The organism is Zoogloea sp. (assembly GCF_023150065.1).
GTDB lineage: Bacteria > Pseudomonadota > Gammaproteobacteria > Burkholderiales > Rhodocyclaceae > Zoogloea.
The window spans coordinates 198,243-220,152 of the sequence record NZ_JAKLLN010000002.1 but is presented as its reverse complement, the minus strand read 5'-3'; the positions used below and the strand labels follow the sequence as shown (position 1 = coordinate 220,152).

General features: G+C 64.6%; 16 protein-coding genes and 2 tRNA genes. 11 read left to right on the top strand and 7 right to left on the bottom strand.

Annotation, left to right across the window (positions count from 1 at the left end):
- Nucleotides 1-29: 29 nt before the first annotated feature.
- Complete coding sequence (gene uvrB / locus L6Q67_RS04230; protein ID WP_296565796.1) at nt 30-2,108, bottom strand: excinuclease ABC subunit UvrB; 2,079 nt, start codon at nt 2,106-2,108, stop codon at nt 30-32.
- Nucleotides 2,109-2,225: 117 nt separating this feature from the next.
- Here uvrB and L6Q67_RS04225 point away from each other — a divergent pair, with 117 nt between their 5' ends.
- From L6Q67_RS04225 to pabB, 8 genes are all read left to right on the top strand, one after another.
- A complete protein-coding gene (locus tag L6Q67_RS04225; RefSeq protein WP_296565794.1) occupies nt 2,226-3,434 on the top strand; it encodes an amino acid aminotransferase in 1,209 nt (402 codons plus the stop codon).
- Between the two features lie 105 nt (nt 3,435-3,539).
- A tRNA-Asn gene (locus tag L6Q67_RS04220) sits at nt 3,540-3,615 on the top strand.
- A 196-nt stretch (nt 3,616-3,811) separates the two neighbouring features.
- Nucleotides 3,812-5,146: a PAS domain-containing methyl-accepting chemotaxis protein gene (locus L6Q67_RS04215; protein WP_296565791.1), complete on the top strand. Its 1,335-nt coding sequence runs from the start codon at nt 3,812-3,814 to the stop codon at nt 5,144-5,146.
- 81 nt (nt 5,147-5,227) lie between these two features.
- Nucleotides 5,228-5,303: transfer RNA gene (locus tag L6Q67_RS04210), tRNA-Asn, on the top strand.
- Nucleotides 5,304-5,522: 219 nt separating this feature from the next.
- On the top strand, nt 5,523-6,611 hold the full coding sequence (moaA, locus tag L6Q67_RS04205) for a GTP 3',8-cyclase MoaA (protein WP_296565788.1): 1,089 nt from the start codon (nt 5,523-5,525) through the stop codon (nt 6,609-6,611).
- A gap of 180 nt (nt 6,612-6,791) precedes the next feature.
- On the top strand, nt 6,792-7,715 hold the full coding sequence (locus tag L6Q67_RS04200) for a hypothetical protein (protein WP_296565785.1): 924 nt from the start codon (nt 6,792-6,794) through the stop codon (nt 7,713-7,715).
- A 139-nt stretch (nt 7,716-7,854) separates the two neighbouring features.
- Nucleotides 7,855-9,015 carry a polyphosphate kinase 2 gene (gene ppk2, locus L6Q67_RS04195; RefSeq protein WP_296565783.1) on the top strand — a complete coding sequence of 387 codons (1,161 nt, stop codon included), beginning with the start codon at nt 7,855-7,857 and terminating at the stop codon, nt 9,013-9,015.
- A 106-nt stretch (nt 9,016-9,121) separates the two neighbouring features.
- The gene (gene pabB, locus L6Q67_RS04190; RefSeq protein WP_296565781.1) at nt 9,122-10,912 is read left to right on the top strand and encodes an aminodeoxychorismate synthase component I; all 1,791 of its coding nucleotides are present in this window, start codon (nt 9,122-9,124) and stop codon (nt 10,910-10,912) included.
- Between the two features lie 12 nt (nt 10,913-10,924).
- Here pabB and L6Q67_RS04185 read toward each other — a convergent pair whose 3' ends face one another.
- The 3 genes from L6Q67_RS04185 to L6Q67_RS04175 form a co-directional block, all read right to left on the bottom strand.
- Entirely contained in the window at nt 10,925-11,671 is a 747-nt protein-coding gene (locus tag L6Q67_RS04185; RefSeq protein ID WP_296565778.1) for a hypothetical protein, read from the bottom strand.
- Nucleotides 11,668-12,333 carry a ParA family partition ATPase gene (gene parA / locus L6Q67_RS04180; RefSeq protein ID WP_296565775.1) on the bottom strand — a complete coding sequence of 222 codons (666 nt, stop codon included), beginning with the start codon at nt 12,331-12,333 and terminating at the stop codon, nt 11,668-11,670. Before parA ends, L6Q67_RS04185 begins: the two co-directional genes overlap by 4 nt.
- A 203-nt stretch (nt 12,334-12,536) precedes the next feature.
- Complete coding sequence (locus tag L6Q67_RS04175) at nt 12,537-12,956, bottom strand: hypothetical protein (RefSeq protein ID WP_296565771.1); 420 nt, start codon at nt 12,954-12,956, stop codon at nt 12,537-12,539.
- A 196-nt stretch (nt 12,957-13,152) separates the two neighbouring features.
- Between L6Q67_RS04175 and L6Q67_RS04170 the strand changes: the two genes are divergently transcribed.
- Entirely contained in the window at nt 13,153-14,436 is a 1,284-nt protein-coding gene (locus L6Q67_RS04170; RefSeq protein WP_296565768.1) for an aminotransferase class I/II-fold pyridoxal phosphate-dependent enzyme, read from the top strand.
- Between the two features lie 72 nt (nt 14,437-14,508).
- Here L6Q67_RS04170 and leuA read toward each other — a convergent pair whose 3' ends face one another.
- Together leuA and L6Q67_RS04160 are read right to left on the bottom strand one after the other, a co-directional pair.
- Entirely contained in the window at nt 14,509-16,200 is a 1,692-nt protein-coding gene (gene leuA, locus L6Q67_RS04165) for a 2-isopropylmalate synthase (RefSeq protein ID WP_296565766.1), read from the bottom strand.
- Nucleotides 16,201-16,564: 364 nt separating this feature from the next.
- A complete protein-coding gene (locus L6Q67_RS04160) occupies nt 16,565-18,013 on the bottom strand; it encodes a hypothetical protein (protein WP_296565763.1) in 1,449 nt (482 codons plus the stop codon).
- Between the two features lie 206 nt (nt 18,014-18,219).
- Between L6Q67_RS04160 and L6Q67_RS04155 the strand changes: the two genes are divergently transcribed.
- Together L6Q67_RS04155 and L6Q67_RS04150 are read left to right on the top strand one after the other, a co-directional pair.
- Nucleotides 18,220-19,014: a thymidylate synthase gene (locus L6Q67_RS04155; protein WP_296565760.1), complete on the top strand. Its 795-nt coding sequence runs from the start codon at nt 18,220-18,222 to the stop codon at nt 19,012-19,014.
- Nucleotides 19,011-19,511 (top strand): dihydrofolate reductase, encoded by a 501-nt coding sequence (locus L6Q67_RS04150; RefSeq protein ID WP_296565758.1) that lies wholly within the window; start codon nt 19,011-19,013, stop codon nt 19,509-19,511. The genes L6Q67_RS04155 and L6Q67_RS04150 overlap by 4 nt, the downstream gene beginning before the upstream one ends.
- 78 nt (nt 19,512-19,589) lie before the next feature.
- On the opposite strand, the gene L6Q67_RS04145 is transcribed toward L6Q67_RS04150, so the two are convergent.
- Complete coding sequence (locus tag L6Q67_RS04145) at nt 19,590-21,833, bottom strand: arginine/lysine/ornithine decarboxylase (RefSeq protein WP_296565756.1); 2,244 nt, start codon at nt 21,831-21,833, stop codon at nt 19,590-19,592.
- Nucleotides 21,834-21,910: the final 77 nt, after the last annotated feature.

Below are 21,910 nucleotides of genomic sequence, written 5' to 3'. Positions count from 1 at the left end.
AGCTCAAGGACCAATTTCTTCAGATTCTCTCAGCCAGCGGCGTCGGGTGAAGCGGATGCGTCATGTCCCTCAGCCCCGAAAGCCTGCTGACGCAGGCGAAAAAGCCGGTCACGCGCAGCCGCTGCTTTCTCGAATTCGAGGTTGCGGGCGTGCTCCTGCATTTCCTTCTCGAGCTGACGGATGGTCTTGGCCAGCGCCTTTTCATCCAGGACTCCGTACTCGGCACGGGTCTCGGCGGCGTTGACGGTGGCATCCCCTGAGCCTGCATCATAGACACCGTCAATGATGTCCTTTATGCGTTTTGTCACGGACTTGGGTGTAATTCCGTTAGCTGCGTTGAAGGCCAGCTGTTTTTCCCGGCGGCGCTCCGTTTCGCCGATCGCCGCCTTCATCGAGTCGGTGATGCGGTCGGCGTAAAGGATCGCGGTGCCGTGCAGATGCCGGGCTGCCCGGCCGATGGTCTGAATCAGGGAACGCTCGGAACGCAGGAAGCCCTCCTTGTCCGCATCCAGGATGGCCACCAGCGACACCTCCGGGATATCCAGCCCCTCCCGCAGCAGGTTGATGCCCACCAGCACATCGAACTCCCCAAGGCGCAGGTCACGGATGATCTCCACCCGTTCGACGGTATCGATATCCGAGTGCAGGTAGCGCACCCGGATGCCGTTCTCGGCCAGATACTCGGTGAGATCCTCGGCCAGACGCTTGGTCAGCACGGTGACCAGCACACGCTCCTGAGCCACCAGTCGCTGTTTGATCTCGCCCAGCAGGTCGTCCACCTGAGTGGTGGCCGGCTTAACGACGATGATCGGATCCACCAGCCCGGTCGGGCGCACCACCTGCTCCACCACCTGCCCCTGATTGGCCTTCTCGTAGGCCGCCGGGGTTGCCGAGACGAAGACCGTCTGGGGCAGCAGACGCTCGAACTCCTCGAACTTGAGGGGCCGGTTGTCCAGGGCCGAAGGCAGGCGGAAACCGTACTCCACCAGGTTCTCCTTGCGGGAGCGGTCGCCCTTGTACATCGCCCCCACCTGCCCGATGGACACATGGGACTCATCGATGAACATCAACCCGTCCTTGGGCAGGTAGTCGATCAGGGTGGGCGGCGCATCGCCGGCACTACGGCCCGACATGTGCCGCGAGTAGTTCTCGATGCCCTTGCAGAAGCCCAGCTCATTGAGCATCTCCAGGTCGAAGCGGGTGCGCTGCTCGATGCGCTGGGCCTCGACCAGCTTGCCCGCCTTCTGAAAGGTCTTGATGCGCTCCCGCAGCTCGTCCTTGATCGCCTCCACCGCCCGCAGCACGGTGGCCCGGGGCGTTACATAGTGGCTGGACGGATACACGGTGAAGCGCGCCAGCTTCTGCTTGAGGTGACCGGTGAGCGGATCGAACAGGGTCAGGTGTTCGATCTCGTCGTCGAACATCTCCACCCGCAGGGCGTGCTCGGCACTTTCGGCCGGGTAGATATCGATCACGTCACCGCGCACGCGGAAGGTTCCGCGCTTGAAATCCACGTCGGCGCGGGAATACTGCATGGCCACGAGGCGCTGCACCAGATCCCGGTGCACCACCTGCTCCCCCTCGCGCAGGTGCAGCACCATGCTGTGGTAGTCCCCCGGGTCGCCAATACCGTAGATGCACGACACGGAGGCCACGATCACCACGTCGCGACGCTCCATCAGGCTCTTGGTGGCCGACAGGCGCATCTGCTCGATGTGTTCGTTGATCGCCGAGTCCTTCTCGATGAAGAGATCCCGGGACGGCACATAGGCCTCCGGCTGGTAGTAGTCGTAGTAGCTGACGAAATACTCCACGGCATTTTCCGGAAAGAACTCCCGGAACTCCGAATACAGCTGGGCGGCCAGGGTCTTGTTGTGGGCCAGCACCAGGGCCGGCCGGCCGCAGCGGGCAATCACGTTGGCCATCGTGTAGGTCTTGCCCGAACCGGTCACCCCCAGCAGGGTCTGGAACATCAGGCCATCCCCGATCCCTTCGACAAGCTGGCGGATCGCCTCCGGCTGATCTCCGCCCGGGGCAAAAGGTTGGTGGAGCCGGAAGGGGCTCCCGTCGAAAACCACCACACGCCCACTATCGGATTGATCGGCCATGATAAAATTTCAGGTTGAAGTCAGTCGGCACTGCCCGGAAGCCTCCGGACAAGTCCGCATTATCGCCCAGCGGCCGGCACCCCGTGCCCCGCACCCTTCGCCCCATTTGGAGAACCCATGAGCTCGTCGATCTTTGCTGCGGTGGAAATGGCCCCCCGCGATCCGATTCTCGGTCTGAACGAAGCCTTCAACGCGGATACCCGCAGCACCAAGGTCAACCTCGGCGTTGGCGTCTATTTCGACGACAACGGCAAGATCCCCCTGCTCGGCGCCGTCAAGACCGCCGAAAAGGCCCGCCTCGAAGCCGCCCCGCCCCGCGGCTACCAGCCCATCGAGGGCCCGGTCGCCTACGCCAACGCGGTGCAGAACCTGCTCTTCGGCGCTGACAGCAAGCTCATCGCCGACGGCCGCGTCGTCACCGCCCAGGCCCTCGGCGGCACCGGCGCCCTGCGCATCGGCGGCGACCTGATCAAGCGCGTGGTGCCGGGCGCCACCGTCTACATCTCCGATCCCTCCTGGGAAAACCACCGCGCCCTGTTCGAGGCCGCCGGCTTCCCGGTGGACACCTACCCGTACTACAACCCGGAAACCCGCGGTGCCAACGCTGAGGCGATGATCGCCAAGCTCAACACCCTGCCGGCCGGCTCGGTGATCGTGCTCCACGCCTGTTGCCACAACCCCACCGGCGCCGATCTCACCGAAGCCCAGTGGGCCGAAGTGGTCAAGGCCTGTGCCAACCGCGGCCTGATCCCCTTCCTCGACATGGCCTACCAGGGCTTTGCCGACGGCATCGAGCCCGACGCCGTCGCGGTCAATCTGTTCTCCGCCTCCGGCCTGTCCTTCTTCGTCTCCAGCTCCTTCTCCAAGAGCTTCTCGCTCTACGGCGAGCGTGTTGGCGCCCTGTCCGTCGTCACCCAAAGCAAGGACGAGTCCGCCCGCGTGCTGTCCCAGCTCAAGCGCGTGATCCGCACCAACTACTCCAACCCGCCGATCCATGGCGGCGCCGTGGTTGCCGCCGTGCTGTCCACCCCCGCCCTGCGCGCCGAGTGGGAAGCCGAGCTGGCCGGCATGCGTGACCGCATCCGCGCCATGCGCACCGGCCTGGTCGAGCAGCTGGCCGCCCGCAAGGTTGACCAGGACTTCTCCTTCGTGATCAAGCAGCGCGGCATGTTCTCCTACACCGGCCTCACCACCGCCCAGGTGGACCGCATGAAGGACGAGTTCGGCATCTACGCTGTCGGCACCGGCCGCATCTGCCTGGCCGCACTGAACAGCAAGAACCTCGACTACGTGGCCGACGCCATCGCTGCCGTCATCAAGGCTTGATGTTGTCTTTTGCCTTCACCCTCGGGATGGAGGCAAAAATTCACGCTTCCACGGCGGCAAATTCTTGACTTACCTGAATTCGCCAACTAGAATGCGGGCCTCTGCTCCTCGATAGCTCAGTCGGTAGAGCGCCGGACTGTTAATCCGTAGGTCCCTGGTTCGAGCCCAGGTCGAGGAGCCAAAGATTCAAGCAAAAAAGCCAATCCACTCGGGTTGGCTTTTTTGCTTTGCATCGCTCATTTTGCAATCTGCGACACACCTTCCTAAAGAACGCCGCCTGACGGTCGATTTACTCCAGATACAGGCACGGCGAAAAAATACCCCCCCGGAACGTACGACGGCACGTCGAGCCCGGGCATCAACGGAAGGATGGGTTCATGTTTGGCAGCGGATTGAAACGTCAGGTATCAGAACTCGAGACCCGGCTCGCAGAGCACGCCACCACACAACAAGCCCTGGATCGCTCCCTTTCCATCGTCGAATTGGGCCCGGACGGCACCGTGCTCACCGCCAATGAGAACTTCTGCGCCACCATGGGTGCCCGGCAGACCGAGATCGTCGGGCAGAAGCACGCCAGCCTCTGCGATCCAGCCTATACGGCCAGCCATGCCTATCAGCAATTCTGGTCCGACCTGCGCGCGGGAAAGTTCTTCCAGGGGTGCTTTCGGCGACGCCACCGCTCCGGCCGGGCAGTCTGGCTTGAAGCCACCTACAATCCGGTCTTCGATCCGCAGAGCGGTCACATCACCCGGGTCATCAAGTTCGCCACGGACATCACCGAGCGCGTGGAGGAAGCCGCGCGGGCGGCAGCCCTCATCACCGCCATCGAACGCGCCATGGCCGTCATCGAGTTCGCCCCCGACGGCACCGTCCTGCGCGCCAACGACAACTTTCTCCAGACCATGGGCTACAGCGCCGGCGAGGTGATCGGAAAGCACCACCGCCTGTTTTGCCCGACCGACTTCGCGAACAGCGGCGAGTATGAGAGCTTCTGGCGCGACCTGAGGGCTGGCCGCCACGTCAGGGGCCAGTTCTGCCGCCTCGACAAGCACGGCATGCCCGTCTGGCTCGAGGCCAGCTACAACCCCGTACTGGACGAAGACGGGCAGGTGGTCCGGATCGTGAAAACGGCGTCCGATGTCTCCGCCCAGGTACGCCGCTACCATGCCGAGCAGGAGAGCACTGCCACCGCTGCCGCGGCAGCCCAGGAAACGGAGCGGATCTCGGCCCACGGAGAGGCCGTCATCCTGGAAACGGTGACCAGAATCCAGTCGATCTCCCGCGCCGTCGACGAAGCCGCCATCCAGGTGGACTCCCTGGGCCGGCGCACGACCGACATCTCCCTGATCACCAGCACCATCAAGGAGATTGCCGATCAAACCAATCTGCTCGCTCTGAACGCAGCCATCGAGGCTGCGCGGGCGGGTGAATCCGGACGAGGCTTTGCCGTGGTCGCCGACGAGGTCCGCAAACTCGCCGAGCGCACCGCCCGATCCACCGAAGAGATCACCCGCATGGTGCTCGCCATCCAGACCGAGAACAAGGCCGTCACCGCCAACATGAACGCCAACCTCAGCCAGGTCGCCGAAGGCGTCCGCCTCGCCAACAGCGCCGGCGAAGCCATCCAGCGCATCCGCGAAGAGGCACGGCGCGTGGTGGATGTCATCCGGCAGCTCAAGGACAGCGTGGCACGGAAAGCCCCCCATACGTGAGCTTCCCCCGTACCGAACCCATGTAGCAAGCCAGGCACCGTTGACACCCAGCCATCTTACGCTTAGACTATCGAGCTCAATTCCTCGATAGCTCAGTCGGTAGAGCGCCGGACTGTTAATCCGTAGGTCCCTGGTTCGAGCCCAGGTCGAGGAGCCAAGATTCAAGCAGAAAGCCAGTCCTTCGGGGCTGGCTTTCTGCTTTCTGTCGTCCGCATTCGCGCGCCCGGCAGCAAGGCGAAGCGCCTCTTCCACCTTGCCCTGCCCTCCGCCAGGCTCCATAATTTTTGAAACACAGGGGTTTCTTAGCACGAGACAAGGCGTGCCCAAGCCCATCGACCTATAAAAGGCGGCCGCGCCTCCCACCCCCGACAACGCGATGAACCAGCGAGTGATCCCTCTTGCCGACGAGCGGCAGCTCCGGCAGCTGCCCGCCATTCCGGCAGACCTGAGCCCCGCCAGCGGTACGCTGCTCGACAGCCGCGGGCGCCCGGTAAAGGATCTGCGCATCTCGGTCACCGACCGCTGCAATTTCCGCTGCGTCTACTGCATGCCCAAGTCGGTGTTCGACAAGGACTATGCCTTCCTGCCGCGCAACTCCCTGCTCTCCTTCGAGGAGATCACCCGGCTGGCCAGGCTGTTTTCCGCCCACGGTGTCACCAAGGTCCGCCTGACCGGCGGCGAACCCCTGCTGCGCCGCAATCTGGAGCAGCTGATCAGCCAACTGGTGAACATTCCCGGCATGGAAGTCACCCTGACCACCAATGGCGTCCTGCTCCCCAGGAAGGCTGCCGCTCTGAAGGCGGCCGGCCTGCAACGCGTGACGGTCAGCCTCGACTCCCTCGACGACACCATCTTCCGCGCCATGAATGACATGGACGTGCCGGTCACCGACGTGCTCAAGGGTATTGCGGCAGCAGAGGCGGCCGGGCTCGGGCCGATCAAGATCAACATGGTGGTCAAACGTGGCCTCAACGACCAGGAGATCCTGCCCATGGTCGAGCGCTTCCGCGGCACCGGCCACATCCTGCGCTTCATCGAGTTCATGGACGTGGGCAGCTCCAACGGCTGGCGGATGGACGACGTAGTACCGTCAGCCGAAGTCGTGCGACGCATCCATGAGCACCACCCCCTGGTGCAGATCGACCCCAACTACTCCGGCGAAGTCGCCGAACGCTGGCGCTTTGCCGACGGAGCCGGCGAGATTGGCGTCATCTCGTCGGTCACCCAGGCCTTCTGTTCCACCTGTACCCGCGCCCGTCTTTCCACCGAGGGCAGCCTCTACACCTGCCTCTTCGCCCAAAGCGGCCACGATCTGCGCAGCCTGATGCGGGAGGGCCGCAGTGACGCCGAACTGTCAGCCGCCATCCGCCAGATCTGGCACCGGCGCAGCGACCGCTATTCCGAGATCCGCAGCGCCGAAACCGCCTCCCTGCGCAAGATCGAGATGTCCTACATCGGAGGCTGAGCGCCGCCCCTGGCACGTGGGAGCACCACGCCAGCGCTGTGACGGGGTGCATAGTTTTCGGGTGAATTTGTTGGTCGACTACGTCGACAGGCCCGTTATGGTGCAAAATTTCGTGCTGCAACAAAACATACGAAGCCATCAACTGGCCAAGCCGCCCCCCAACCCTAGCAAGAGCGGATCATGAACAACGACGTCCCGGAAGGCACCAAGCAGATCATCGATGGGCGTGAACGGGTTTTTTACTCAGGATACTGGGTCAAGACCTATACGGTTCCCGAAGACACCCTCCAAGCCAAGCGCAAGCTGATCGGTGCCCTTACCCGCCGACTTTTCAACCACGTCGAGCACGGCCTCAACATCCCGGGCAGCCGCCTCAACGAAGCCCGCAAGAGCTATGAGGACGAGAGCGACGCCGACCGCCGGAGGGTAAAGGGCGCCATGCTGGCTGGCGCCCTGTTCAACCGGGCGGCCGACATCTTCACCAAGCTGGTGGAACTGCAGAGTGTGGGCATCGAGATCCAGTCGGACAATGCCCTGATGCGCGAGTGTGGCCGCTGCCTGCAGGAAGCCCTGGGCCTCGGGCGGCTGGTCCTGCACCGCTCCGGTGAAGAAGGCATCGACGAATTGTGGGGCGAACCCTTCAAGGCGTTTTCGATTCCCCTCGAAGACTTCTACGAGAGCCGCTACGTCAAGATCGCCATGACCCTGCGCGACATCGACCAGCTCGCGGAAGCCATGATTGCCACCTTCGAGGCGCTCCCCTGTTTCAAGGGTGTCGAGCCCCACATCCACGAGTTCGCCAACGCCGCCAAGATCAAGACCGAAACCCTGCGCACCGACCCGGACATCTTCGACATCTGGACCAGCTTCGTCACCGCCGCCGAGCGCATGTGCGGCCACTTCAACGCCGAAGCCATGCCGGTCAACCTCGAAGAACAGCACCTGGTGGCCGACGGACGCCTGCTCATCCAGCAGGGGCGCGACCTGGTCAGCTACATCACGCGGGCACGCACCCCCATGCCCAAGAGTGCCAACGAGTACATCGAACGCTGCCGTGCCTACACCGAACGCTGCGCCCGGCGAGCCTCCCGCTCGGCACTCTAGAAGACCATACCCATTGCAGGGAATTGCAGCTTCCCAGAAAATGACGGGAGAACACCTCTTGCTCGCCAGCGCCGATCATTCCCCTTCGCCGTGACGAGCTCCTGCCTATCGCAGTCACCAAGAAGAAGGAAGCCAGGCCATGAGCGCAAAACAGGACGCTACCCCCCGCAACACCGCCAAGCCCCCGCGAAAGGCATCTGCCCCGCGCCCCAGCAGCGCCGGGGACATCGCCCCCCGGAACACCCCCGAAGCCCTTGAGGACTACGTGGTCGACGAAGCCGTGGAGGCCGCCCGGGATGCCAAGCTCTCCGCGGTCAGCGACATCGTCGCCACCCTCGCCCGCCACGACACCCACAGCATTGCCGAAACCCTGCAGGCCATCATGGCCGGCGCGTCCCCCGACGACGCAGCCATTCTGCGCAATGCCCTGCTGGCCGAAGATGAGGCCGTTTACAAGAAGCTGCCCTCCCATCCGGACGAGGAGCTCGCCGACGGCTGGCGTGAAGGCGGCTATCCCTACAAGAACCTGATGTCCCGCAAGGCCTATGAGAAACAGAAGTACCGCCTTCAGGTGGAACTGCTGAAGCTCCAGGCCTGGGTCAAGGAAACCGGCCAGCGCGTGGTGATCCTGTTTGAAGGCCGTGACGCGGCGGGCAAGGGAGGCACCATCAAGCGCTTCATGGAGCATCTCAACCCGCGGGGCGCACGTGTCGTCGCCCTGGAAAAGCCCACCGAGACCGAACGCGGCCAGTGGTACTTTCAGCGCTACGTGCAGCACCTCCCCACCGCTGGCGAAATCACCCTGTTCGACCGATCCTGGTACAACCGGGCCGGCGTCGAACGGGTCATGGGCTTCTGCTCGCCCGACGAATACCTTGAATTCATGCGCCAGACGCCCGAATTCGAGCGTCAGCTGGTACGCAGCGGTGTACACATCATCAAGTTCTGGTTCTCCGTCAGCCGTGAGGAACAACGCCGCCGCTTCAAGGAGCGGGAGGCCCATCCCCTCAAGCAGTGGAAACTCAGCCCCATCGACCTGGCCTCCCTCGACAAGTGGGATGACTACACCAAGGCCAAGGAGGCCATGTTCTTCCACACCGACACCGCCGACGCCCCCTGGACGGTGATCAAGTCGGACTGCAAGAAGCGCGCACGCCTCAACGCCATGCGCTACATCCTGCACAAGCTCCCCTACACCAACAAGGACATGGACCACATCGGCCCCCTCGACCCCCTGCTGGTCGGCCGTGCCCACGTGGTGTATGAACGTGGTGAGCACGCCGGCAGCCCCTTGCTGTAAAAGCCTGCACGCCATCGATCAGGCGGCCTGCCGCCGATCGATGGGTGCAACTGACTTCCAGGCCTTCCACTACGCCAATCCGTGACGAGCGGTTAAACTGCGGCGCGTGAACGCCCAGCCCCCCACCCCCACCTTCGCCCTGTTCGACAACAATCTGGATGCCGCCGATGCGCGCGGCGCCTGGCTTCTCACCGATCTGAGAGAGGTCGTGGAATGCCGGCCCACGGACGACTGGCAGGCCGCCCTGCTGCGCCTTGAGGACGCCGCCCGACGCGGCGCATGGGTGGCGCTGGCCGCCAGTTACGAACTCGGCTATTTGATCGAAACACGCCTGCGCCCCCTTCTCCCCCCTGGCGACACCCCGCTTCTCACGGGCTGGATCTTCGAACAGGGTCAATGGCTCAGTGACGAGGCCTGCGACACCTGGCTCGCCAGGCAGGCCACATCGCCCGCTGGCGGCACCAGCCAGCTGAACGCGCTCATCCAGGAGGACGCCTACCTGGCAAGCATCGCCCGCATCCGCGAATACATCGCCGAGGGTGACTGCTACCAGGTCAATTTCACCTTCCCCCTGTCCGGCCAGGCCTTCGGTGCCCCCGCCAGCCTCTATCGCGCCCTGCGTCGGGCCCAGCCGGTACGCTACGGTGCCTTCATCAGCCACCCCGACGGCGCCATCCTGTCCCGCTCCCCGGAGCTCTTTCTCGAACGCCAGGGCCACACCCTGAGCAGTCAGCCCATGAAGGGCACGGCGGCACGCCATACCCCGCCAGAGGCCCTCGCCGCCTCCGAGAAGGACAGGGCCGAGAACATCATGATCGTCGACCTGATTCGCAACGACATGGGGCGCCTGGCCCCTCCTGGCGGCGTGCGGGTCGAGGATCTCTTCCGTATCGACCCCTACCCCACCGTCTGGCAGATGACCTCCCGGGTCATTGCCGAACCGGTCACGGCCGATCTCGGCAAGATCTTCAGCGCCCTCTTCCCCTGCGGTTCAATCACCGGCGCCCCAAAGATCCGGGCCATGGAGATCATCCGGGAACTGGAAGTGGAGGCCCGCGGGCTGTATTGCGGCGCCCTCGGCTGGATACGCCCCGGCGGCGACTTCCGTTTCAGCGTCCCGATCCGCAGCCTTCTGATGGACCAGACCGGTGAAGCCCGCCTGAACGTGGGCAGCGGCGTGGTGTATGACTCCATCCCGGCCGCGGAATGGGCCGAGTGCCATCTGAAATCACGCTTTCTGACCGCCTTGCCAAAGGGCCTGCGCCTGATCGAGACCCTGCGTTACACGCCGGGAGAAAACCCCTTCCCCTTCGTGCACGAACACCGGGCGCGGCTGAAGGGCTCGGCACAGACCTTTGGCTTTCCCTTCGACGAAGCGGCCTTCCAGCAATTGCTCGACAGCGTGAACGCCGGGGAGGCCCTGCGCGTCCGCATCACCCTGGGGCCCGACGGCGACTTCACCCTGGAGCAGACCGGCCTGGGCACGGGCGCCCCGGCGGCAAACCCGAGCATCGTGCTGTCCCCTCGGCGTACCTCCAGCCACGATCTTCTCTTCCGCCACAAGACCACCGCCCGCGCCCTCTACGATGCAGAGCTGGCGCGGGTCATGGGCCTGGGGCACTTCGACGCCCTGTTCCTGAATGAAAAGGGCCAACTGACCGAAGGCGCCCGCAGCAATCTCTTCGTGGAGAGGGGTGGCATCCTGCTGACCCCGCCGCTGGACGCCGGGGTGTTGAACGGTGTCCTGCGCCAGCGTCTGCTCAGCGAAGGAAAGGCCAGGGAAGCCCAACTGAGCCTGGACGACCTCCGCGACGCAGAGGCCATCTTCATGGGCAATGGCCTGCGAGGCCTGCTCCGCGTACAGCTGGAGAGCGCGGAGCAGGCAAGCCTGGCCTGAAAGGCCCCGGCCTTACTTGGCGCCCTTGCCCTTCGGCACCACCACCAGGCGCTCGACGAGGGCCTTGGCGCTGGCGGCGTCTTCCTTCAACAGCAGCTGCACACCCGCACGCAGCAACTCCGATTTGGTGCAGATCCGCCCGGCCTTGGCCAGGGACTCACGCAGCTGCTTGAGCTGGGCATGCTCGCTCTTGGGCATCGAGAAGGAGTCACGCACCACCTTCTCGCGGCTGGCCTTGACCGGCTTCTCTGCCTTGACGGCCTTCTCCTTCACCGGCTTCTCCGCCTTGACGGCCTTCGGCTTCTCGGTCTTGGGTGCCTTCACGGCGGCTTCAGCCTTGACGGGCACCGCCTTCTTGGCAGCGGCAACCGGCTTGGCGGGCGCCTCCACGGCCGGCGTTGCGGCCTTTGCCGGCTTGGCCGGAGCCGGTATCTTGGCCTTCGCCGGGGCTGCGACCTTCACCGGCTTCGCCGCCTTGACCACCTTGGCGGGCGCCGTCGGCTTGGCTGCGGCAGCCCGGACCGGGGCCTTCACCGGCGCCACCGGCGCGGCGACCACCTCGGGAACAGCAGGTGCAACGACAGCGGCCACCGGCACCGCCTCATCTGCCACTACATTGACCGGCACCTCGGCCACCGGAGCGGTAGGCTCGGCAGGCTGCGCTGGTGCATCCTGAGCCGGATCAGGCAGGCGTACCGCCAGGGCTTCATTTTCCTTCTGCAGCGTCGAACGCAGGGCAGACTTGGTCTTGCTGTTCATACTTTTTCTCCTGTCAGTTTCAATACTTCCACAACCAGTTTGTCCACTTCCCGGGCCGCCTCGGCCCCGCTGCGGCCCAGTTGATACACCGTGCCGCCAATAACTGCGCTCTGGGCAAAGGCGTTGCGCTGGGACAACGCCGCACCGAGGACCGGCAAGGAAAAGTCGCGCATCACCTCGAGCACATCCCAGGCAAGATTGGTCCGCAACACGCGGTTGGGCACCAGGGCCGCGCGCAGGCCCTTGCGAGCTGCCTGGGCCTGGAGAATCAGTCGTTCCACCGCCTTCGTGGACCACAGATCAGCCGGGCTGGGCACCACGGGCACCAGGGCCACGTCGGCCTCGGCCAGGGCGGCCAGCGTCATCGGGTGCTCGATGGATGGCGGGCAGTCCAGCAACACCATGCCCGCCTCGCGCCCGAGCCGCCGCAAGCAGGCCTGCAGGCCTTCCGCGGGCCCGTCGGGCCGCAGCACCTTGGCCGGAAAGGGCGTTGCCTCCGGCGCCGCATGGGACCAGCGCAAGGCCGTCTCCTGGGGGTCGAGATCGATCACGACCACCCGTTGCCCGCTCCGCACCAGGCCGCCGGCCAGCTGCATCGTGAGGGTCGACTTTCCCGCACCACCCTTCTGGGACAGCACGGTCACCACCTTGGCTCTTGCCACGGAACCTCCATTAGGTAATACCGTATTATTTTTACCCAAGACCACCGCAAACACAAGCTGCGCTCAACGGGCGAACATTGACGGCCAGGCTGGGCGGAACACTCCACCACCGGCACGGACAGGTACGAATGTGGAGCGCATGAGGCAAAACGCCCCGGACAAAGACCGGGGCGTCAGAAGAAACCAGGCTGAAGAAGCGCGTGTCAACGCAGGAAATCGGTTCGGAAGGATGGCCGTCGTGGCGCCGACTGGATGACGATCTGCTGCGCCCCGTCGCCGCGCCGCGGACGCACCCCGGCGCCGTCACACTCCCGCAGTCCGCGGGTGCCCAGGCGCAGGCACTGCACCTCACCGCCACCGCAATGGGCCCCCATGTCCGTCGGGCACCCTTCTTCCATGTGCTCGATGCGCAACAGCTCCAGAAAGCGGATGGCCGAATCGCGACAGCCGAAGACGGTGAGCCGCCCGTCATTGGCGCACAGCCAGCGCTCATCCACCGTGATGCCCACACAGCAGTCACGCCCGCCTTTGAGTGTGTGGATGCGTACCCGGGTCTGCCCGAGGCGCCATAGCGGCGCCACGGCGAGTTCGAGCCAGGTCGCGTTGCGTCCCTTGAGTTCCATTTGTCCCCTCCATTATTTTTGCTGTGTCTGCTCGAAAACGCCAAAATCCGGGCGTCTTCCGCGACACTATGAGTATTATCGACAAATAACCCAGCTATGGGTATGGGAATAATTGATGGCAGAAAATCCGGGCTACCCCGGCAATCCACGGCCCGATGCCTGCCCTCGTACACGCTTTCAACCGGAGAAAAACACAATGAAAATCGAGACACTCGCCGTCCACGGTGGCTACAGCCCTGACCCGACCACCAAGGCCGTGGCCGTGCCGATCTACCAGACCACGTCCTACGCCTTCGACGACACCCAGCATGGCGCCGATCTGTTCGACCTGAAGGTGGCCGGCAACATCTACACCCGTATCATGAACCCCACCCAGGCCGTGCTTGAGGCCCGCGTGGCGGCCATGGAGGGCGGCATCGCCGGCCTGGCCCTGGCTTCCGGCATGGCCGCCATCACCTACTCGATCCAGACCATCGCCGAAGCCGGCGACAACATTGTTTCGGCATCCACCCTGTACGGCGGCACCTACAACCTGTTTGCCCACACCCTGCCGCAGATCGGCATCCAGGTGCGCTTTGCCGACCACCGCGACCCGGCCTCCTTCGCCCCGCTGATCGATGCCCGCACCAAGGCCATCTTCTGCGAGTCGGTGGGCAACCCCCTGGGCAACATCACCGATTTCGAAGCCCTGGCGGCCATCGCCCACGCTCACGGCATTCCGCTGATCGTGGACAACACCGTGCCCTCGCCCTACCTGTGCCGCCCCATCGAGCATGGCGCCGACATCGTCGTGCACTCGCTGACCAAGTACATCGGCGGCCACGGCACCTCCATCGGCGGCATCATCGTCGACAGCGGCAAGTTTCCCTGGGCCGAGCACAAGGAGCGCTTCCGCCGCCTGAACGAGCCGGACGTGTCCTACCACGGCGTGGTCTACACCGAAGCCCTCGGCCCGGCGGCCTACATCGCCCGCGCCCGCGTGGTGCCCCTGCGCAACATGGGCGCCGCCATCAGCCCCTTCAACGCCTTCCTGATCCTGCAGGGCGTCGAGACCCTGGCCCTGCGCATGGACCGGATCTGTGAAAGCACCCTGAAGGTGGCCGAGTTCCTGAAGGGACACGCCAAGGTGGCCTGGGTGAACTACGCCGGCCTGCCCGACCACCCCGACCACGCCCTGGTGCAGAAGTACATGGGCGGTCGCGCCTCGGGCATCCTCAACTTCGGCGTGAAGAGCGCCGACGGTAACGGCCAGGCTGCCGGCGGCCGCTTCCAGGATGCGCTCAAGCTGGTGACGCGCCTGGTGAACATCGGTGACAGCAAGAGCCTGGCCTGCCACCCGGCGTCCACCACCCACCGCCAGCTGTCTCCGGAAGAGATGAAGAAGGCCGGCGTATCGGAAGACATGGTGCGCCTGTCCATCGGCATCGAGCATATCGACGATATCCTCGCCGACCTGGATCAGGCTCTCGCCGCAGTCTGACTGATCGAGCGCACGTAAAGAAAAACGCCGGACTTTCATCCGGCGTTTTTCATTTCAGGCCCCGACCGGAAGTCAGGCTGCGCAACCCTCCGCATCTTCCTCGGCCACCGGCACGACATGCGCGCCGGCACGGTTCGCCGCGCTGATGATCGCCTGCACCGATGCCGTCACCGTGTTGCGGTGCATGCCCGCGCCGAAGCGGCTGCCCGCCATGCCCTCCATCGCCACCTCGACGATGCACATCGCCGCTGCATCCGCGCCCTCTCCCATCGAACGCTCCTCGAAGCTCTGCACACGGATCGGCACGCCGATGGCGGCCACCGCGGCCTCCACCGGGCCGTTGCCTTCGCCGACGAACTCCACCGTCCGGCCATTCACCTCGGCCTCGATGCGGATGCCCTGGCGACTGCCCGCCTCGAAGAGGTGGTGGGCCACATAGCGGATCGGCGCGTCCGCCTCGAGGTATTCGCGGCTAAAGAGGGTCCACAACTGGTGGGCATCCACTTCCTGGCCGGTCTCGTCGGTGAGGCGCTGCACGGCGGCGCTGAACTCCACCTGCATCCGCCGCGGCATCACGAGGCCGTAATGGGCCTGGAGCAAATGGGCCACCCCCCCCTTGCCGGACTGGCTGTTAACCCGGATCACCGAGTCGTAGGTGCGCCCCACGTCGAGGGGGTCGATGGGCATGTAGGGCACCGCCCATTGCGCCCCCGGCTGCTGCACCTCGAAGCCTTTCTTGATGGCGTCCTGGTGGGAGCCCGAGAAGGCCGTGAACACGAGATCGCCCACATAAGGGTGACGCGGATGGATGGGCAACTGGGTGCATTCCTCGGCCACCCGCGCCACGTCGTTGATGTCGGAGAAGTCGAGGCCCGGGTGGATGCCCTGGGTGTACATGTTGAGGGCGAGGGTCACGATATCCACGTTGCCGGTGCGCTCCCCGTTGCCAAAGAGGCAGCCCTCGACCCGGTCCGCCCCGGCGAGCATGCCAAGCTCTGCGGCCGCCACCGCCGTGCCCCGATCATTGTGGGGGTGGAGGCTGAGAACGATCTGATCGCGCCGGGCGAGATGGCGATTCATCCACTCGATCTGGTCCGCGTACACATTCGGGCCAGCGACCTCCACCGTGGACGGGAGGTTGATGATGACCTTTTCGCCTGCCTGCGGATCCCAGGCGTCCACCACCGCGTCGCAGACCTCCTTGGCAAACTCAAGCTCGGTGGCGGTGAAGGTCTCGGGGCTGTACTCAAGCACCCACTCGGTCTCAGGCTGCTGGGCAGCAAGCTCCTTGACGAGCGTCACGCTGGCAACGGCGAGGGCCTTGACCTCGTCCTTGCTCATGCCGAACACCGTCTCCCGGAACACCGGCGAGGTGGCGTTGTAGATGTGCACGATGGCGCGACGGGCGCCCTTGAGGGACTCCATGGTGCGGCGGATGAGGTGCTCGCGGGCCTGGCTGAGGACTTCGATGGCCACATCATCGGGAATCTCGTTTTCCTCGATGAGCTTGCGGACGAAGTCGAAATCGGTCTGGGAGGCCGAGGGAAAGGCAACTTCGATTTCCTTGAAGCCGATGGCCACGAGCTTGCGGAACATCTGCAACTTGCGGGCGGGGTTCATGGGCTCGAAGAGGGCCTGGTTGCCGTCACGGAGATCGGTGCTCATCCAGATCGGCGGATGGGTGATCGTGCGGCCGGGCCACTGGCGGTCGGCGAGGGCGACCGGGGGGAAGGCGGAATACTTGGTGTTCGGATTCTTCAACATGATGATCTTGTCCTTTGCTTTCGTCGGATACGGTTCGGGTGTTCGGATGCGGACGCAGGGCTGCCAGACTGCCGCGGGCTCGTGGCCTGGCAACCGGGGCGCAGTCGTAGGGACAGCAGGGAAAGGTTCAGCGTGGTCATGGTGAAGCTCCGTTCAAAACGCGTGCGAAGACGCAATTCGCCTGTGAGCGGCGACGGGATACGACAACAGGAAGGGGGAGAAAAGATGTGCCCGTTAGGGCAGCAGCAGACCCAGCCCGGAGAGGGCCAGTAGGGAGAGAAGCGTGGTCTGTTGCCTGGAGCTCATGGACAGAAATTAGCAGGTCGATGGCGCGGCGTCAAACCATTGATGCGATAACACCGATCTATGGCACCTGGCAGGCGATGATCTGGTAGCCCGGCCCGCCCATCAGCACCCGCCCTGGCTCGAGCTTCACCATGCGGGCGCCGAGCCTGGCAAACACCTGCCCTTCGGCACGCATGAACCCCGGTTCGCACGCCACCCGGACACTCCGGCCGCGTACCACCGGATCACACAGGATGCCGCTCCAGCTGCGGCTCCCGTCATCCAGAACGACATGCTGGGGGTCACTGGAGATGGTCTGCAAACCGACTGAAACCCCGGCCTGATCGCAGTAACGGACACGTCGCACCAGGGCCAGCACCCAACGCCCGGTTTCGCCCACATGGGCCCCCACCAGGGCACCGACGCGGCACACCTCCGGATCCATCATCGACGAAGACACCCCGAAACCATTGCGGCTCGCGTCCATCAGCATCCATGCGGCAGCCGGCCGCAGCTGCGCATCGCCCGACAGCAGCGAGCGGATGAAACCCAGCCCGGTGGCCAGCGCCAGCTGCCCCTGAACATGGTGCCGCCGATACTGACGCATGGGCGGCTGCGCGCCCCACTGCCGCGACAGGTGACGAATGGTGGCCGTCACCGAAGGCAGGCTGAGCCCGGCGAAGGCCGGCGCCCCCGACGCCTCGACGAGGGTCTGCTGCAGCTCCTCGAGCATGGGCACGGCGTCCGCCGGCCGGAAGAAACGCAGCGCCGCCGACGGGGCTTCAGGCAGGCTGAGGCAGCGCCGCGGCGGCGCCAGGGTTTCCAGATCGATGGAGAACAGCCCGCCCCGGGCCGGCTCGCTGCTCAGCTCCAGGGAATGCTGCAGATAGCGCACCAGCTTGTCTGTCGCCTCGATGCGCTCCGGCGACAGCTGATCGAGGCTGGCACACTGCAAGGCCACCAGGCGCACGAACTCGCGGCTGATGGTGGAGCGGGTCTCACGCCCCTCGCGGATCGACACCGGCGTGTTGAGGGCACCGCTGGCACTGGCTGAACGGAAGGCACCACCAGCCCGCAGCCACACTTCCGGCGCCAGCCCCTGGTAATCAAAGGCCGCCCATTTCATCTCCCCTGCGGCGCTACGCACGGTGCGCAGCAGGATCTCCGTATGCAGGCCCGTCGCCGGAGAAAGGGTGGTATCGAGCGCCAGCCCGGCCAACACCAGATCGTAGGCACGCCCGAGGCTGGCGTAGAAATCCCGCCCCAGCGCCTTGTAACGGACACTGCGGGAACCAAAGGCATTGGAGAGGTAGAGGCCCGCCGCCTGACGCAGCTGGGGCTGGGCGGCTTCATCGAGGATGACCACCAGCCGGGCCAGCTCGGCAACGGAGAGTTCGGCCTCGTAGTGGAAGGAATCCAGCCAGCGGATCAGCTCGACGATGGCGGTCGGTGCCGCGTTGGTGGCGATCTCGTTGAGCGTCTTGCCCAGGGTGTCGGGATGCAGGAGCGGATGCGCATTGTGGACCACCGTGCCTCCCCCCATGACGAACCTCGAGCCTCCAAGACAAGCTGATTGAAACGAATTTTTACGCCGGGCGATGTTAGCACAAAGGGCTATTGATCTCTTCGGGCCACCCGGCCCTAGAAACACGCCCGACACAATCCGGCTGCAGCCCCCGCGGAAGCCGGACAGCCCTTGATCGGGTAAACTGGAGTCTTTGCCTGCGAGCCTCCATGCGACAGTACCTTGAACTCATGCGCCACGTGGCGGAGCGCGGCCACCGCAAGGACGACCGCACCGGCACCGGCACCCTTTCGGTTTTCGGCTGGCAGATGCGCTTCGACCTCGCCGAAGGCTTCCCCCTGCTCACCACCAAGAAGCTCCACACCCGCTCCATCATCCACGAGCTGCTGTGGTTTCTGCGCGGCGAGACCAACATCCAGTATCTCAAGGACAACAAGGTCTCGATCTGGGATGAGTGGGCCGACGAGAACGGCGAACTCGGCCCCGTCTACGGCAAGCAGTGGCGCCGCTGGGAAACCGCGGACGGCCGCAGCATCGACCAGATCGCCCAGCTCATCGAGGCCCTGAAGAAGAACCCGGACTCGCGCCGCCACATCGTCTCAGCCTGGAACCCGGGCGAGATCGAGGGCATGGCGCTGCCGCCCTGCCACGCCCTGTTCCAGTTCTACGTGGCCGGCGGCAAGCTGTCGTGCCAGCTGTATCAGCGCAGCGCCGACATCTTCCTCGGCGTGCCCTTCAACATTGCCTCCTATGCCCTGTTCACCATGATGGTGGCCCAGGTGTGCGGCTACGAAGCCGGCGATTTCGTGTGGACCGGTGGCGACTGCCACCTCTACGTGAACCACCTGGAGCAGACGCAGCTGCAGCTCTCCCGCGAGCCACGCGCCCTGCCGACGATGTGCATCAACCCGGAGGTGAAGGACATCTTTGCCTTCACCATCGACGACTTCACCCTCGAAGGCTACGACCCGCATCCCCACATCTCCGCTCCGGTGGCGGTATGAGCGGGCCCGTGCTGGCGCTGATCGCAGCCTGTGGCCATGGCCGGGTGATCGGTATCGACAACCAGCTGCCCTGGCACCTGCCGGAAGACATGAAATTCTTCCGCGAGACCACCCGCGGCAAGCCGGTGATCATGGGGCGCAAGACCTGGGAATCCTTGCCCGACGCCTTCCGGCCGCTGCCGGGCCGGCTCAACATCGTGGTCAGCCGCAACGGGGATTACCAGGCGGCAGGCGGGCGCGTCGTCGGCAGCCTGCAGGCGGCACTGAACGCCGCCAGCGATGCGGAGATTGCCTTCGTGATCGGGGGTGCCGAGCTTTTCAGCCAGGCCTTGCCGCTGGCAGACCGACTGATTCTCACCGAGATCGACCAGGACTACCCGGGCGACGCCTTCTTCCCGGCCTTCAGCCCGGACGAGTGGGTCGAAGCCAGCCGTAAGCCCCAGATTTCTGCCACCGGCCTGCCCTTCGCCTTCGTCACCTACGAACGGCGGCGCTGATGCCTTTGCCTGCGGGCACTGGCAACAAAAAACGCCGCAAATCCGCGGCGTTTTTTGCTTCAGGCGCCGCAGCGCGCTTCAGTCCTTCACGCAATCCACGAAGTAGTGGATGCGCCCGTCACGCACTTCCTTCACCAGACCGTGCACGTCGGTCTCGAAGCCCGGGAAGCGCTCGTTGAACTCCCGGGCGAACTGCAGATAACGCATCACCGTCTTGTTGAACCGCTCGCCCGGAATCAACAGCGGGATACCCGGCGGGTAGGGGGTGAGCAGCACGCTGGTGACCCGGCCTTCGAGCTCGTCAATGGCCACCCGCTCGATCTTGCGGTGGGCCATCTTGGCAAAGGCATCGGCCGGCTTCATGGCGGGCACCATGTCCGACAGGTACATCTCGGTGGTCAGGCGGGCCACATCGTTGCTGCGGTAAACGGCGTGGATGTCACGGCACAGGTCGCGCAGGCCGACGCGCTCGTAGCGCGGGTTCTTCTGCACGAATTCAGGCAGCACCTTCCACAGGGGCTGGTTCTTGTCGTAGTCGTCCTTGAACTGCTGCAGCTCGGTCACCATGCTGTTCCAGCGGCCCTTGGTGATGCCGATGGTGAACATGATGAAGAAGCTGTAGAGGCCGCACTTCTCGACGATCACGCCGTGCTCGGCCAGGTATTTGGTGACGATGGCGGCCGGAATGCCGCGCTCGGCAAACTCGCCGTCCACGTCGAGGCCCGGAGTGATGATGGTGGCCTTGATCGGGTCGAGCATGTTGAAGCCGTCGGCGAGCTGGCCGAAGCCATGCCAACGGTCGCCGGGCTTGAGCATCCACGCATCGCGCTCCTCGATGCCTTCCTCGGAAAGATCGTCCGGGCCCCACACCTTGAACCACCAGTCGGCCCCCCACTCCTCGTCCACCTTGCGCATGGCGCGGCGGAAATCGAGGGCTTCGGCGATGGACTCTTCCACCAGCGCGGTGCCGCCGGGCTCTTCCATCATCGCCGCCGCCACATCGCAGGACGCGATGATCGAGTACTGGGGGCTGGTGGAGGTGTGCATGAGGTAGGCCTCATTGAACACATCCCGGTCCAGGTGACTGTTCTCGGCGTCCTGCACCAGGATCTGCGAGGCCTGGGACAGCCCGGCCAGCAGCTTGTGGGTGGACTGGGTCGAGAAGATCATCGACTCCTTGCAGCGCGGGCGGTCGGCGCCGATGGCGTGGTAGTCGCCATAGAAATCATGGAAGGCCGCGTGGGGCAGCCAGGCTTCGTCGAAGTGCAGGGTGTCGATCTTGCCATCCAGCTCTTCCTTGATCGCCTCGACGTTGTAGAGCACCCCGTCGTAGGTGGACTGGGTAATGGTCAGCACCCGCGGCTTGGCCGTCTTGTCGGCGATGAAGGGGTTGGCGGCGATCTTGCGCTGGATGCTTTCCCAGTCGAACTCGCTGCGGGGAATGGGGCCGATGATGCCGAAGTTGTTGCGGGTGGGCATCAGGAAGACCGGGATCGCGCCGGTCATCATGATGGCGTGGAGCACCGACTTGTGGCAGTTGCGGTCCACCACCACGATGTCGCCCGGGGCCACGGTGGAATGCCAGACGATCTTGTTGGAGGTGGAGGTGCCGTTGGTGACGAAGTACAGGTGGTCGCAGTTGAAGATTCGTGCGGCGTTGCGCTCGGAGGCGGCCACCGGGCCGGTGTGGTCAAGCAGCTGGCCGAGTTCTTCGACGGCGTTGCAGACGTCGGCGCGGAGCATGTTCTCACCGAAGAACTGGTGGAACATCTGGCCGACCGGGCTCTTCAGGAAGGCCACGCCACCGGAGTGGCCGGGGCAGTGCCAGGAGTAGGAACCGTCGGAGGCGTAATGGGTCAGCGCGCGGAAGAAGGGCGGCGGCAGGGATTCGAGATAGGCCTTGGCCTCGCGCACCACGTTGCGGGCGATGAACTCGGGCGTGTCCTCGTACATGTGGATGAAACCGTGCAGTTCGCGCAGCACATCGTTGGGGATGTGACGCGAGGTACGGGTTTCACCGTGCAGGAAGATGGGGATGTCGGCATTGCGGGCGCGGATCTCGCTGACGAAGGCGCGCAGATCGGCGATGGCCTTCTCCGCTGCCTCAGGCGACGAAAACTCCTCGTCATCGATGGACAGGATGAAGGCCGAGCCGCGGCTCTGCTGCTGGGCAAAGGAGGCCATGTCACCGTAGCTGGTCACCCCAAGCACCTGCAGGCCCTCCTTCTCGATGGCTTCCGCCAGGGCGCGAATACCCAGCCCGGACGTGTTTTCCGAACGGAAGTCCTCATCAATGACGATGACCGGAAAATTGAAGCGCATGCTCGACTCCTCGATGCCCGTTATTCAGTGCGGGCGGATCAACAAAAAGCTTTGGGCGGACCTGCGTGGCTGCGCAT

Excerpts from the sequence above, each read along its gene's own strand:
- L6Q67_RS04215 (WP_296565791.1), top strand. The coding sequence starts at position 3,812 with ATGTTTGGCAGCGGATTGAAACGTCAGGTATCAGAACTCGAGACCCGG.
- L6Q67_RS04200 (WP_296565785.1), top strand. The coding sequence starts at position 6,792 with ATGAACAACGACGTCCCGGAAGGCACCAAGCAGATCATCGATGGGCGT.
- L6Q67_RS04150 (WP_296565758.1), top strand. The coding sequence starts at position 19,011 with ATGAGCGGGCCCGTGCTGGCGCTGATCGCAGCCTGTGGCCATGGCCGG.
- uvrB (WP_296565796.1), bottom strand. The coding sequence starts at position 2,108 with ATGGCCGATCAATCCGATAGTGGGCGTGTGGTGGTTTTCGACGGGAGC.
- leuA (WP_296565766.1), bottom strand. The coding sequence starts at position 16,200 with ATGTTGAAGAATCCGAACACCAAGTATTCCGCCTTCCCCCCGGTCGCC.
- L6Q67_RS04225 (WP_296565794.1), top strand. The coding sequence starts at position 2,226 with ATGAGCTCGTCGATCTTTGCTGCGGTGGAAATGGCCCCCCGCGATCCG.
- L6Q67_RS04155 (WP_296565760.1), top strand. The coding sequence starts at position 18,220 with ATGCGACAGTACCTTGAACTCATGCGCCACGTGGCGGAGCGCGGCCAC.
- L6Q67_RS04175 (WP_296565771.1), bottom strand. The coding sequence starts at position 12,956 with ATGGAACTCAAGGGACGCAACGCGACCTGGCTCGAACTCGCCGTGGCG.
- L6Q67_RS04185 (WP_296565778.1), bottom strand. The coding sequence starts at position 11,671 with ATGAACAGCAAGACCAAGTCTGCCCTGCGTTCGACGCTGCAGAAGGAA.
- L6Q67_RS04170 (WP_296565768.1), top strand. The coding sequence starts at position 13,153 with ATGAAAATCGAGACACTCGCCGTCCACGGTGGCTACAGCCCTGACCCG.
- ppk2 (WP_296565783.1), top strand. The coding sequence starts at position 7,855 with ATGAGCGCAAAACAGGACGCTACCCCCCGCAACACCGCCAAGCCCCCG.
- moaA (WP_296565788.1), top strand. The coding sequence starts at position 5,523 with ATGAACCAGCGAGTGATCCCTCTTGCCGACGAGCGGCAGCTCCGGCAG.
- L6Q67_RS04145 (WP_296565756.1), bottom strand. The coding sequence starts at position 21,833 with ATGCGCTTCAATTTTCCGGTCATCGTCATTGATGAGGACTTCCGTTCG.